At 61.5% G+C, this 12,993-nt stretch carries 12 protein-coding genes; 7 read left to right on the forward strand and 5 right to left on the reverse strand.

Going from position 1 to position 12,993, the window contains the following annotated elements:
* Positions 1-179: 179 nt before the first annotated feature.
* The 3 genes from JS541_RS05710 (at position 180) to JS541_RS05720 (ending at position 4,394) form a co-directional block, all read left to right on the forward strand.
* Entirely contained in the window at positions 180-1,307 is a 1,128-nt protein-coding gene (locus JS541_RS05710) for a branched-chain amino acid aminotransferase (RefSeq protein ID WP_214373513.1), read from the forward strand.
* Between the two features lie 143 nt (positions 1,308-1,450).
* Complete coding sequence (locus tag JS541_RS05715; RefSeq protein WP_346428290.1) at positions 1,451-3,325, forward strand: ABC transporter ATP-binding protein; 1,875 nt, start codon at positions 1,451-1,453, stop codon at positions 3,323-3,325.
* 280 nt (positions 3,326-3,605) lie between these two features.
* Positions 3,606-4,394: an SDR family NAD(P)-dependent oxidoreductase gene (locus JS541_RS05720; RefSeq protein ID WP_214373514.1), complete on the forward strand. Its 789-nt coding sequence runs from the start codon at positions 3,606-3,608 to the stop codon at positions 4,392-4,394.
* Between the two features lie 278 nt (positions 4,395-4,672).
* On the opposite strand, the gene JS541_RS05725 is transcribed toward JS541_RS05720, so the two are convergent.
* From JS541_RS05725 to JS541_RS05735, 3 genes are all read right to left on the reverse strand, one after another.
* Entirely contained in the window at positions 4,673-5,560 is an 888-nt protein-coding gene (locus JS541_RS05725; protein WP_214373515.1) for an ATP-binding cassette domain-containing protein, read from the reverse strand.
* A complete protein-coding gene (locus tag JS541_RS05730; protein WP_214373516.1) occupies positions 5,557-6,804 on the reverse strand; it encodes an MFS transporter in 1,248 nt (415 codons plus the stop codon). Before JS541_RS05730 ends, JS541_RS05725 begins: the two co-directional genes overlap by 4 nt.
* Positions 6,805-6,870: 66 nt before the next feature.
* Positions 6,871-7,416 carry a hypothetical protein gene (locus tag JS541_RS05735; RefSeq protein WP_214373517.1) on the reverse strand — a complete coding sequence of 182 codons (546 nt, stop codon included), beginning with the start codon at positions 7,414-7,416 and terminating at the stop codon, positions 6,871-6,873.
* 185 nt (positions 7,417-7,601) lie between these two features.
* Between JS541_RS05735 and JS541_RS05740 the strand changes: the two genes are divergently transcribed.
* Together JS541_RS05740 and JS541_RS05745 are read left to right on the forward strand one after the other, a co-directional pair.
* Positions 7,602-9,014: a DHA2 family efflux MFS transporter permease subunit gene (locus tag JS541_RS05740; protein WP_214373518.1), complete on the forward strand. Its 1,413-nt coding sequence runs from the start codon at positions 7,602-7,604 to the stop codon at positions 9,012-9,014.
* 48 nt (positions 9,015-9,062) lie between these two features.
* A complete protein-coding gene (locus tag JS541_RS05745) occupies positions 9,063-10,082 on the forward strand; it encodes a lipocalin family protein (protein ID WP_214373519.1) in 1,020 nt (339 codons plus the stop codon).
* 187 nt (positions 10,083-10,269) lie between these two features.
* Here the strand turns inward: JS541_RS05745 and JS541_RS05750 are convergent, their stop codons facing one another.
* Positions 10,270-10,545 (reverse strand): hypothetical protein, encoded by a 276-nt coding sequence (locus tag JS541_RS05750; RefSeq protein WP_214373534.1) that lies wholly within the window; start codon positions 10,543-10,545, stop codon positions 10,270-10,272.
* Positions 10,546-11,010: 465 nt separating this feature from the next.
* Here JS541_RS05750 and JS541_RS05755 point away from each other — a divergent pair, with 465 nt between their 5' ends.
* Together JS541_RS05755 and JS541_RS05760 are read left to right on the forward strand one after the other, a co-directional pair.
* Complete coding sequence (locus tag JS541_RS05755; RefSeq protein WP_214373520.1) at positions 11,011-11,562, forward strand: DUF3592 domain-containing protein; 552 nt, start codon at positions 11,011-11,013, stop codon at positions 11,560-11,562.
* Between the two features lie 107 nt (positions 11,563-11,669).
* Positions 11,670-12,428: a TRIC cation channel family protein gene (locus JS541_RS05760; protein ID WP_214373521.1), complete on the forward strand. Its 759-nt coding sequence runs from the start codon at positions 11,670-11,672 to the stop codon at positions 12,426-12,428.
* Positions 12,429-12,517: 89 nt separating this feature from the next.
* On the opposite strand, the gene rpsT is transcribed toward JS541_RS05760, so the two are convergent.
* Positions 12,518-12,778, reverse strand: a complete 261-nt coding sequence (gene rpsT, locus JS541_RS05765; protein ID WP_214373522.1) for a 30S ribosomal protein S20 — start codon at positions 12,776-12,778, stop codon at positions 12,518-12,520.
* Positions 12,779-12,993 lie beyond the last annotated feature (215 nt).

A 12,993-nucleotide genomic window follows, 5' to 3' on the forward strand; every position in this document is an offset into this window, starting at 1 on the left:
GCCCTGCGCAATCCATATTCATAATGTGAAATCCAGCGTGCCCGCCGGTGCGGGTGTGTGAGAGAGTAACAACCAGAACCGGTGCCACAAGCGCCGATTGCATACACCATCACATGCCGGCCGTGGCAGACGCTGCATAACGAGCGCTGCGGCGGGCATCGTATAAAAAGAAGTAAGCAATGACTGAACAATCCCATCACGATCCCGCGGCCCTCGACAAGCTCACCGAGCCGTTCACCGTCCTGCCGAACGACAACCCGGCCTCCGATGCAAAGCGCAACGAACTCATCGACAAGCCGGCTTTCGGGCAGGTCTTCTCCGACAACATGGCCCACATGACCTGGACCAAGGGCGAAGGCTGGGGCGATCGCCGTATCGAACCGTACGCGCCGCTGAAGATGGACCCGGGCGCATCCGTGCTGCACTATGCGCAGGAATGCTTCGAAGGCCTCAAGGCCTACCGCCATGCCGACGGTTCCACTTGGCTGTTCCGTCCGGATGCGAACGCCGAGCGTTTCCAGAACTCCGCCAAGCGTCTGTACCTGCCGGAACTGCCGATCGACGATTTCCTCGGCTCCGTGGCCGCGCTCGTCAAGCGTGACGTGAACTGGGTGCCGTCCCGTCGTGAGTACACGCTGTACATGCGTCCGTTCATGTTCGCCTCCGAGCCGTTCCTCGGCGTGCGTGCCCCGCAGGAGGTCGACTACTGCGTGATCGCGTCCCCGTCCGGCCCGTACTTCCCGGGCGGCGTCAAGCCGGTGAGCATCTGGGTTGAGGACAAGTGGTTCCGCACCGGCCCCGGCGGCACCGGTTTCGCTAAGTGTGGTGGCAACTACGCGGCTTCCCTGCTCGGCGAGTACACGGGCATCGCCAACGGCTGCCAGCAGGTGTGCTTCGTGGATGCGGCCACCAAGACCTATCTTGAGGAGCTTGGCGGCATGAACATGATGGTCGTGCACAAGGACGGCCATGTTGAGACTCCGTCGCTGACCGGCAACATCCTGCCGGGCGTGACCCGCCGCTCGCTGATCCAGCTGCTGCAGGACAAGGGCCATGACGTTGTCGAGACGATGATCGCGCTCGACCAGCTGCTCGAGGACATCAAGTCCGGCGAGGTCACCGAGGTGTTCGCTTGCGGTACCGCCGCCATCATCACCCCGATCGGTCGCTTCAAGTCCGAGAAGTTCGATGTGACCGTCGCCGACGGCGGCTCCGGTGAGCTGACCGTCGCGCTGCGCAACGAGCTGCTCGGCATCCAGCTCGGCGAGATCGACGATCCGCACAACTGGATGTGGAAGGTTTGCTGAGACCGATTCTCGGTATTGATTAACTGAAGATCCCCGCGAACGGCATTGTTCGCGGGGATCTTGTCGTATTGAGAATGACGACTGTTCTCACGATGACGGTTGGTCGTAATTTTTTTAACGTTGACTTTCTATGCTGTCCTACTGTGTTTGAGAACAAGAGTGAGAAGAAGGATCAGGTCGGCCGGCTGAGGCCGTTTCGTGACGCGATGGTGACGTCGTGGCGTACGAGCGCGTATGCGTTGCGCAAGCGTCCGGTACGTACGGTGGTGATGTGGCTGTCGATGCTGGTAATGATGGCGATGCCGTCGTTGCAGGTGTGGATGATCGGCTGGGCGTGCGGCCCGGACGGTCTCGGCATGGGGTCGGCGCTTGGCGCGGGCCGGTTCGCGTTGATTCTGGTGGTGTTGACGGTGGGCGCGGTGCTCATGTCGGTATCGTCGTCGTTGGCGCAGGACATGCGCGACCTGTTGCAGGAGCCGTTGATGGCCGAATACCAGTCCGATCTGACCGATGCGCTGGCCAACCTGACGCCGGCACAGACCTTGGACGACGAGGTGACCGCACAAGTGCGTGCGGCGCGTGACGCCATCCCGTACAATGTGGCCTCGCAGGCCGCGGACGCCACGTCGGTAGTGGGCGCGTTGATATCGATGATCATGCTGGCCGGATCTCTGTGGCACATGCATCCGTTGGCGGCGGTCATGATCGCGGTGGCGATGATCCCCGAATTGCTGGCACAGTTCGGCGTGGAAAAACTGGCGAACGAACTATGGCCGAAGCGCGGCAAGGAGTCACGTCGTGCGAACTACTTCGAACGGTTGCTGGATTATCCGCCGTCGAGTACGGAAATCGCGGCCACGGCCGGCTCGTTCGGCATTCCGGCGCAAGCACGAGTCAGGTATTTCACCATGGCCGGCATGTGGGAACGCGTCTCATGGCGCAGGGTGCAGCTGACCGTGGCGAGCTCGTTGGCGTTCGCGCTGTTGACCGGCGGCGCGTTCTGGCTGATCCTGACATCCGGCCATGCGGCGGCCACGAGCATTCCGGCGGCCCTGGTCGGCATCATGACGGGACTGTCGGTGACGCGCACCACGGGCGAGGCGTTCGGCAACCTGATGGCGTCCACGCCGATGATCCTTGCCTACGACCGGCTCATGGATCTGCTTCACGCGAATCCCGCGATCCCCGAGACGGAGGGGCCGGTTGGCGTGCGTGTGGAGCACCTGACATACGCATATCCGACCGTCGCGAAGAGCGACGACGAATCGGGCGGTAACGGCGATGTGGAAAGTGAGAAGACTAAGCCGACCTCGGCCGCCCAGACTCCGGCGTTGAACGATGTATCGCTGGACGTCGCACCGGGATCGATCGTCGCGCTGGTGGGCGAGAACGGGTCCGGCAAAACCACGCTCGTCAAGCTCATCGCCGGCATACTCGACGCGCCGGATGGCACCGTTGGCTTGACCTCGGAGGAGCCTGGTGGCGAGCGTTCCCTAGATGCATGGACGGAACGACTGGGCGCATCGAGCATGGTGTTCCAGGACTTCACGCACATCGAAGTGACCGTGCGCGAGTTCATCGACCCCGCAGGCCGCCACATGGATAGCGAACTGCGCGACGGCCTGCATCGCGCCCGCGCGCTCGACATCGTGGATGCGCTGCCGAACGGGCTCGACGCGCAGCTCGGTCAGGAATGGGGCGGCCTGGGCCTGTCGGGCGGCCAATGGCAGCGCCTTGCGTTGGCGCGCACGTTCCTGTCCGGCAAGCCGCTATGGGTATTGGACGAGCCGACCGCCGCGGTCGACGCGACCGCCGAGGCTGCGATCTACCACGACCTGATCGCCAACCGTCCTGCCGGTGTCACCGTGATCGTCATCAGCCACCGGCCGCGCGTTCTGACCAACATGGACCAGATCGTCGTCCTCGATCACGGCCGCATCAGCGAAACCGGCACTTACCAGCAGCTGCTCGACCGCAACGGCGCCTTTGCCACACTCGTCACCGACAGTCTTGAATGACCGCGGCATGTTGTGTGAGCCGTACATGTCCGTATTCGTCCCTCTTTCGCCCGTTTGCACGTGGAAAGTGGGTAAATACGGACACGAAAATCCGTAAGTGGGTATTTGGATACCAAAAAGCTCCGATTTGAGGGGCATAATGGTTGAGAAATACCCACTTACGGGTTCTCGCATCCGTATTTGCCCACTTGTGAAAGTTCTCTCTATCCCTGAACGGGACTGCGCAAGTCGGACCGGCCATCGTGCCTATACTTGGCTGCATTCGCAGCAAGGAGGTTCGATGATGGACGATTCAATGACGAACGACATGGCCGGAGACACTCCGACGGGAGGACGATTCGCCGGCAAGTATGCAGTGGTGACGGGCGGCGCGCGCGGCATCAGCTACGCGGCGGCCGAACGGATGGCCGCGGAAGGATTAGCCGGCGTGATCCTGGCCGACCTCAACGGTGAACAGGCGGAGAGAAGTGCCGCGGTGCTCGCCGAACGTTACGGCTGCGAGGCGTACGGCATCAAGGTCGACGTGTCCAAGCCGCACAGCATCGAGGCGCTGTTCGCACGCGTCGGCGAACTGTTTCCGAGACTGGACATCCTGGTCAACGGCGCCGGCATCTGCCCGACCACGCCGATCGAGGATCTCGACGCCGACCAATGGGACTGGTGCATGAACATCAACCTGCGTGGCGCCCACCTGTGCGTGCGCGAGGCGATCAAAACCATGAAGCCGCAGCGCTCTGGAGCGATCGTGAACATCGCCTCTCTGGCCGCGCGCGTCGGCGGCATCGCCTCGTCGGTCAGCTACGCCGCATCCAAGGGAGGACTGCTGACGGCCACGCGCAGCTATGCGAAGATCCTCGGCCAATACGGCATCCGCGCGAACGCCGTCTGCCCGGGCGTGATCAACACGGCGATGACCGCCGGCACCGGCTACACGGCGGCCGGCATCCCGCTCGGCCGGCTCGGCGAAACAGACGATGTCGCCGGCGTGATCGCGTTCCTCGCCAGCGACGACGCGCGCTACATCACCGGTCAGGGCATCGACGTCAACGGCGGCGCGTACATGAGCTGAGCCGGGGGATGATGCTGTTTGGAATAATGGCAAAACTCAAATACTCAGCTGGTTTCCGCGAGCTTCGTTAGTTGCGTTTTCGTTGCAATGATGCCGGTTCCGTTACCCTCGCCAGATTCGTTGATTGCCACTGATTTCGCTGATTGCTGCTGATTTCGTTGTTTTCCGCGGTCGCTGTGTCCCGGTGGTGTCCGCATCGGTTCCAGTGCTCCCCAGTCGAATGCGACATAATGACTGAGGAGCACTAGAACCGGCGACGAGGCGTTCATTCGGACCGCTCATGCGAAACGCAGCCGGTGCGAGGCTCTCCATCGCTGCCCGGTTCGCTCTACGTGTAACGGGACGCCGAACATCGATTCGAGACGTTTGTCGGTAAGTCCTTCGTCAAGTGGTCCGGTGAATGTGATGGTTCCCGGTGTCGTGTTGCCGTCAAGTGTGGCGTAGATGCGCGGATGCGTGTCGAGGTATGTCATGCACTCGTGTTCCGTCATTCGGCCCATCATCGCGATATGGTCGAATCCGGCGGGGATGTCCTCCACTTGATGCGTGACGAGCAGCATCGTGCGCTCGTCCCCTCGCGAGGCCAGCGCCGATAGTTCTCGCAATACCGTTTCACGGCCACCCAGATCAAGGCCGGTGGTCGGTTCATCGAAGATTAGGAGATCCGCCGGCGAGACGAGCGCGCGGGAGATCATCACCCTCGTGCGTTCGCCTTCGGACAGGTTGCGCCACTGTTTGCCGATCAGATATGCGATGCCGAGCCGGCGCATCATCTCGTACGCCTTCTCGTATGCCTCGTCAGCCGAATCCTTCGTTCCTCTTGGAATCCCCGAGGCGACGACCGTGAGCGGGTTCATTCCCGACCCGATGTTGTGCCCGAACGCCGCCGAGACGATGGCCACGCGGGTGCGACGGCGCTCCGGATCCGAGCCCGCGACTGTTCGGTCCCCGAAGACGCGCAGTTCGCCGACGTTGGGGTAGGTGCGCATCGCGATCATTTCCAGCAGTGTGGATTTTCCCACTCCGTTCGGTCCGAACAGCACCCATCGTCCGCCGGTGGCAATGGTGAGGTTTATGTCGGCAAGGATCAGCCGCCGATTGCGATAGTAGCCCACCGACCTGGCTAGTACCATTGCGTCGTAGGTTGTTTCGCCGAGCATGGTCATCGCCCCGCTTCCTTATTCCGTCCGATGATGATGTCGATGGCGGTCTGTGCGACGGCTAGTATGGCCAGCATGATGAGCACCGTCCGCCATCCCGAGGTGATGTCGTAGATCGTTCCGGCCAACGTGGGGCCGACTGCGGCGAGCAGGTATCCGACGCATTGAGCCATGCCCGACAGTTGCGTCGTCTCCTCGGTGGTCGAGGTCTTCAATCCGATCAATGAGAGTGCCACGACCAGAGAGCATCCCGAGCCGATGCTGGCGACGATGATCCACAGCAGATCGAGCCGCGGTGCGAATGCCAGTCCGAGCGTACCGATGGCCAATGGCACGCTGGCGACGACAACGGCGGCGACCTGGCTGTCGCCCTTCAGCAGCACGGGGATGAGCAGTCCCATGACGATACCGACGAGCTGGAAGACCGCCAGATGCCAGCCGGTCCGGTCGGCGGGCACGCCGAAGGAGACCTCGATGGTGGGCAGCCAAGTGACGCACACGTAATAGTTCACAGATTGCAGCCCCATGAACAGGGTGACGGCCCATGCCTCCGGCCTTTTCCACATGGAGACGCGGAGTCGGGTCTCCGATGCCGTACTCTGTCGGCTGCGGGGCTGCGCATCGGCGGCGGTCTTCGCAGCTGGGGTCCTTTGCGCATTCGCCCGTGAACGCCATAGCCACAGCAGCGTGACGATTCCGGCGGGAATGGCCCAGATGCCGAGCGTGCCCTGCCACCCGATTGCATCGGACAGGGGCAATGTCGCGGCCGAGGCGAACGCGGCCATGCCGGTCATGCATGCGGAGTATATGCCGGTGGCAAGTGATGTGTGACCGGGGTAATCGCGTTTGACTATGGCCGGCACCAGAACGTTGCCCACCGCGATCGAGCAACCGATGACGAGCGTGCCGGCCCATAATCCGATGGTGCCACATGCCGAACGGATCACGATGCCGAGCGTCAGGAACGCCATTGCGGCCAGCACGGTGCGTTCGATGCCGAGGCGTTCGGCGGCCCGGTGCACCATCGGGGAGACGACGGCGAACGCGAGGATGGGCAACGAGCCGAGCAGGCCCTGCATCGTCGCGTTGAGATGTTCGGACGCTCCTATTCGAGGCAGCAGCGGGCCGACGGATGTGAGCGGGGCTCGCAGATTCAGCGCGACGACGAAGACCAGCGCGGTCAGTATCGATGCGGCGAATCGCGATGCCGACGATGGGATGGGATGATGATGTTCTGTTATCTGTTCCATGATGATTGACTAGATGATTGAGAGTATCCGTGTGATGATGCTGTTGATTCGTATAGGGGTTGTTCGTTATCGTCCGTCGGGGATCCGAGCGGCGATGGCGTTGAGGTTCTCGGCGACCGCCGCGATGATCTCGTCGTCGCTTTGCCCGCCCTCCAGCTTGAGTAGTCCGAGTGAGTGGAGCGCACCGGCTATGGAGAAGACGGCGGCGATGCGCTCGTGCTCGTTCGCCGCTTGGGCGGAATACCGTTCGACGAGCGTCGCTTCGATTTTGCGGAACATGGCTTCGGGACGGTCTGCGAACAGGATGCGCAGATCGTCGATCTGGCTGTCGATGGCCGGCCTCCAGCCGTTGAGGAACGCGAGTGGATCGGACAGGATCTTGTCCTTGGCGGGGTAATGCTCCAGCATTGCGTCGATAGTCTCGTCCTCGAGTTTGTCGTTCAGGTCGTAGACGTCGAGGTAATGCTTGTAGAACGTGCTCGGGTTGACGAGAGCAAGGTCGCAGATGTCCTTGACTTTGACCTTCGAGACCGGAACTCCCGATGCCCGCAGGCGTAGGAACGCCTCGCGGATCGCCTTGCGGGTCTTGACGATGCGCAGATCGGTCACCATGTCCCCTTTCGTTTGTCGGCGGCGTCATTCCCGCATCGGCTTGTAAGTCGCGTGTTATGCGACGATTCAGGCGAATCGTCGCATAAGCGAAGAATGTCGCATATCGGTGGTTGCCATCCGTTGTGTTTCGATAATAATTGATGCTCGTCGAATAATCAACAACTATTGTTTATCGGAGTGTTATTGTGAAACTTGGCATCAACAGAAAACAATGGATCATGGTCATCGTGCTGCTCATGGGCACATTGCTGGCCGTGCTCAACATGTCGGTGGTCACGCCGGCGCTGCCGTCCATCATGAAGGACCTCGGGGTGGATTCCACCACCGTTCAGTGGCTGTCCAGCGGCTATTCTCTGGTCGAGGCGATGGTCATCCCGCTCGCAGCGTTCCTCATGGGGCGCTTCTCCACCCGCAGACTGTTCATTGGATGCATCTCATTGTTCGCGGCCGGCAGTCTCGTCGCCGCATTCGCGTCGACATTCCCCCTGCTCATGGTCGGCCGGGTGCTGCAGGCCCTGTGCACCGGCGCGATCATGCCGATGGTCACCGCGGTGATCCTGCTCGTGTTCCCCAAGGAAAGCCGAGGCACGGCAATGGGCATCACAGGACTCGTCGTCGGCTTCGCGCCGGCGCTCGGCCCGTCCGTCTCCGGCGTGATCATCGATTCGTTCGGCTGGCGCACGCTGTTCGTCATCATGGCGGTCGTCTCGCTGATCGTCATCGCGTTGGCCGCCGTCTACCTGCGCAACTTCGACGGCTTCCAGCCGGGCGCGTTCGACCCCGTCTCCGTGCTGCTTTCCTCGATCGGTCTGGCATGCCTGCTGTACGGTCTGTCCACGTTCACGTCCACCGGCAACATGGTGCTCACCGTCCTGCTGATCGTCATCGGCGTGCTGCTCGTCGCCGTGTTCGTGCGTCGACAGCTCAAGGCGAAGGAGCCGATGCTGCGCGTCGGCATCCTCGCCAACCGCACCTATGCGCATTCGGTGATCATCGTGGCGTGCATGCAGGCCGCCCTCATGGGCTGCAACGTCATGGTGCCGATGTTCATCCAGACCGTGCTCGGTGCATCCGCTACCGCCAGCGGGCTCGCCATGCTTCCCGGCGCCCTCATCGGCGCATGCTGCGGTATCGTCTCGGGCCGCCTGTTCGACAAATACGGCATCCGCAAGGTCGCCCTGCCCGGCCTGACGGTCATGACCATCGGCGGCGTGCTTATGGCTCTGCTCGGCGCGGACGCCTCGGTCATCCTCACGGCATGCGCCTATACCGTGCTCTACGCGGGACTCATGTTCGCCATGACCCCGGTGAACACTTGGGGCATCAACGCACTCGACAACGAAAACATCGGGCACGCGCAAAGCGTGACCAACACCGTCGGACAGATCGCCTCCTCGATGGGCACAGCCCTCATCGTATCCATCTCCGCGCTGTCCACCACCCTCGCGCCCACCGCCACCGAACACGCGCAATCCATACTCGGCTCGACGCTGGCATTCGCCACCATCGCGGTCATCCTCGCGGCCGCCCTCGTCACAGCGCTTCTGGCGACTCGAACGCGCCGAGGCACGACGAAACGGACTCTCGTCGGACAGTGACCGAAACGACAACGTATCAACAGACACGGAACCAAAACGAAACGAGACATGATGAACACCACGAATAACTCGCTGACCCACAACATCCGTACCTTCCACCACGGCACCGAACCGCTGGTGGATCCCATCCAAGACACATTCATACGCACCGACAAAGTCGGCAACTCATGGTTCTGGGTCGGTCATTTCGAGACGGGCGGCCACACCCTTGACTTCATGTACCATGTCAGCGTCCTGCAGTTCTCCAAATACCTGCCGGTGCGCATGATCAACAGCGTGCTGTCCATCACCGATGAGACCGGACGCATCTACCGTCACGAAGACCGCTTTTACAAGGTCAGGCGAGGACAGGTCGCAGGCCAGGGACTGCACATCCACACCGACAAGGACGTCATCGAAGGCGACCTCGACAGCATGCGCATCGCATCGGCCATGCCGGACAGATCCATCTACCTCGACCTGCACGGCACCGGATACCCACTCTACAGTCTCGGTACCGGCTACTTCCAGATCGCCGGAGTGGCCAACTACCAATACTCGTTCCCGCATATGGCCGCCAAAGGCGTCATCACTCTCGACGGCCAGCGCCACGAGGTGGAGGGGATGGTATGGATGGACCGTCAGTTCGCCGGCATGCCCAAAGGCAGAAGCCTCAAGGACGGATACAACTGCAAATGGCTGTGGATGAACCTCTGCTTCGACAACGATCCCGACGTGATCAGCCTATGGGGCGTAACCGAACTGGCCACGGGCAGCGAACATTGCTGGGCCAGCGTCCTGCACGAGGACGGCACCCAATCTTCCGCCGGCGTGGATCCGATGGTCGGCGACTCCTTCAACGTGTGGGAAAGTCCTGTGACCGGCATGAAATACCCAACCGGATGGACCATCTCCATCCCTGAATGGGAAGCGAAACTCACCGTCACATCCATCATGGACGAACAGGAAATCGCTTCGCCGAACCCCTCAGGGCGCAAATACGAAGGCGCAAGCCAACTGGTCGGCACCTACCGAGGACACTCGGTAACGGGCCACTGCTGCCTCGAACTCGTCGGAGGATGGAACTAACAACGCCGGCCCATTTTCCGAAAAACACCGGCATCGGTCCAATTCCGCCAACCCGCCGAAGAAAGCCACAACCCGACGAACCGGTGAACAAGGGGTTTGGAATGGGCGCTGAATAGCCTTTCGGGGGGCTCTCGCACAAGTTAAGCCCGTCTCGCGCACAACACGAGACGGGCTTAACTCCTTGTTTTTATTTGGCTTCACTGTCTTTGCTGAGCTTGCCGCTGAACGCTTGGTTCACCAAGGTGTAGACGGCTTGCGCGACGCCGATGACGCCGGTGAGGACGATGCCCCAGCCGTAGCTGTGGAAGCCGTTGGTGGCGGCGATAGCGATGACGCCGAGCAGGATGCTCACGCCGAGGCTGGTCAGGCCCACGTAGTCGGCGGGGATGTACTTTTTGAACGCCTGTACCAAGGCGGGCGCGATGAGGACAGTTGTCGCGAAATGTCCATAGGAGGCGCCGATCCTAGACGAATGCTGTTATGAGGGCATCACTTCATATAAATGCGCCGCATGATGAGCTCGACCGCGCGGTCGGGGAGGAGGCGCTTGAGCTGCATGAGCGCCTAGTATGTGCCGCCGACGGCGAGGCGGACCGGGGATTGCGGCGGGCGATCGTCGAAGCGATGGCTTGGGCGACGGCAACGTGATCTCGTTGACCCGTACTATGCCGAAGTAATTGACCTCGAACTGTCGGCGTACCAACTCCATCGGCGTGCATTCCGCCGAACCCGCGATATCGAAACCGGCGCAGTGCACGATCGCATCCAATCGAAGCAACGCGCCCACGATCGCACGTTCGTATTCTCGCCCATATTGCACGGTGCTGCGCGATATCTTCGATACCGTCGTGCAATCCTGCCGCAAGAGTTCACCGCGGGTTCATGTTGAATTCGTGTGCCGGCGCGGTCGCGCTGGGATAATCGAACCATGATCGAAACGGTTGGCGCTGGTGCGGCCGTGGTGGCCGCGATGTTCGGGATAACGGTGTCCGAGGGGGTCGATGCGGCTCGTACGGTCCATGTGGTCGCGGAATCGGATAGTTCCGTTTCGTTGGGGGATCCGATCATGCTGATCCCCGCGCTCGCTCCGATAATCGTCGGGCTGCTCATCCTGATCCCCTGCATCAGGGCGTTTCGTGAAAGGGACGACCACCACGAGCGCTGCACCGCCAAAGTCGACGGCGTTGTGAGCGAAGTGCTCGAAACCTCCGACAATGACGGCACGTTATGGTCGCCGGTGTTCTCCTACACGGTCGCCGGCCGCGAATACAGCATCGAATCCGGCACGTGGTCACGTCCGTGCAGTCTGCATGAGGGCGATCGTGTGACTGTGCTCTACGATCCGTTCGACTCGTCCGACGCATGGGTGAAGGAGGACCGCGGCGCTCCGATCCTACTCATCGCCTTCGCCGGGGCCGCGGTGGTGGACATCCTCGCCGGCGGTGCCCTCTTGGTGGCGTGGATCCTCAACCAGCAGTGACGATCCGACAGTCGGCGGGAGAGCGGATCGCGGGACAAGACCGTGGTGTACCCTCGTTACGGCACCGATGGGTTGCCGAACGCGTGACGTTACGAGGGGAGCGGCTCATGGAAGTGGCGTTGGAGAGCAATGCGTTCTTCATGGGGATCGAATATCTGGCGATCTTCTGCTCCGGACTCATGGGTGGTCTGTGCGCGGTCAAGAAGAACTACGACCTGTTCGCGATGGTGATCACCGCATGGCTGACCGCGCTCGGCGGCGGCATCATCCGCGACGTGATGCTTGGCTCGCTGCCTCCGGTCGGCATCGCGGACCGGGGATTCGTGCTCACCGCACTGGCCTCCGGTCTGGCCGTGGCCGTCTTCCATCCCGAAGTCGACAAGCTCAAATGGTCGATGCTCACCCTCGATGCGCTTTCTGTCGGCCTGTTCGCCGTCAACGGCACATCCAAGGCGATGCTCATGGGCACATCCGGCATGACCGCCGCGTTCCTGGGCATGTTTACTGCGCTCGGCGGTGGCCTCGTGCGCGACATGCTGCTCAACGACATTCCGCTCGTCATCCGCGACAAGCACTGGTATGCGATCCCTTCCGCGGTCGGATGCATCCTGACCGTGCTCGTCATGAAGGGCGCGCAGAGCGGGATCGTCGATTTCACCGGTGAAGTCATTCTCGACAGCGCGATCGTGGTGATTGTCGTGGCGTTGCGACTGCTGTCGGTCAAGTTCGACATCACGTTCCCCGGGGCGATGAAGCGGCGCGAACTGTTCCTGCCGAGCCAGTCGAAGTATCTGCCGCGTCCGGTGATCCACCCGGAGGCGGGGGAGCGCGACTCGGAACGTGAGGATCGGGACGAGCGGCGGTAAGCGGATTGCAATGATCGTTCGGCAGATACGAAAAATCCCCGCGAACCATGATGGTGCACGGGGATTGTTCGAACCCTAACGGGTTATGATCACATCGCGTTGATCGCGACAGCCAGACCGGACTTGCGGTTCGCGGCCTGGTTCTTGTGGATCACGCCAGCGCCGGCAGCCTTGTCGAGCTTCTGGGCAGCGACCTTGTAGGCGGCTTCCGCAGCGGCCTTGTCACCGGAGGCGATGGCCTCGCGGGTAGCGCGGATGGCGGTCTTCAGGGCCGACTTGACGGCCACGTTGCGGATGTGCGCCTTCTCATTGGTGAGCACGCGCTTCTTCTGCGACTTAATGTTTGCCACATTTACTCCAAACGACGTTTGCTATAAGGACATACAAACGGTCATGATAACACGCCGTGCGGATAAAACATACGCCGCACTAGGAGTGGACCGTGTTTGTTGTTTTGATGGATGGGTTGGTATGACGAGAGGCTTCTAGGCAGAATGGGTGGTGCCTTAAACCTAACCGTTCTAGCGAAGGAGCCTCCGTGGTCAAGGGTAGCAGTGTTAGTGTG

It is taken from the genome of Bifidobacterium sp. SO1 (genome assembly GCF_018555335.1).
Taxonomy (GTDB): Bacteria; Actinomycetota; Actinomycetes; order Actinomycetales; family Bifidobacteriaceae; genus Bifidobacterium; species Bifidobacterium simiiventris.

Excerpts from the sequence above, each read along its gene's own strand:
- JS541_RS05710 (WP_214373513.1), top strand. The coding sequence starts at position 180 with ATGACTGAACAATCCCATCACGATCCCGCGGCCCTCGACAAGCTCACC.
- JS541_RS05720 (WP_214373514.1), top strand. The coding sequence starts at position 3,606 with ATGATGGACGATTCAATGACGAACGACATGGCCGGAGACACTCCGACG.
- JS541_RS05725 (WP_214373515.1), bottom strand. The coding sequence starts at position 5,560 with ATGACCATGCTCGGCGAAACAACCTACGACGCAATGGTACTAGCCAGG.
- JS541_RS05730 (WP_214373516.1), bottom strand. The coding sequence starts at position 6,804 with ATGGAACAGATAACAGAACATCATCATCCCATCCCATCGTCGGCATCG.
- JS541_RS05735 (WP_214373517.1), bottom strand. The coding sequence starts at position 7,416 with ATGGTGACCGATCTGCGCATCGTCAAGACCCGCAAGGCGATCCGCGAG.
- JS541_RS05745 (WP_214373519.1), top strand. The coding sequence starts at position 9,063 with ATGATGAACACCACGAATAACTCGCTGACCCACAACATCCGTACCTTC.
- JS541_RS05755 (WP_214373520.1), top strand. The coding sequence starts at position 11,011 with ATGATCGAAACGGTTGGCGCTGGTGCGGCCGTGGTGGCCGCGATGTTC.
- JS541_RS05760 (WP_214373521.1), top strand. The coding sequence starts at position 11,670 with ATGGAAGTGGCGTTGGAGAGCAATGCGTTCTTCATGGGGATCGAATAT.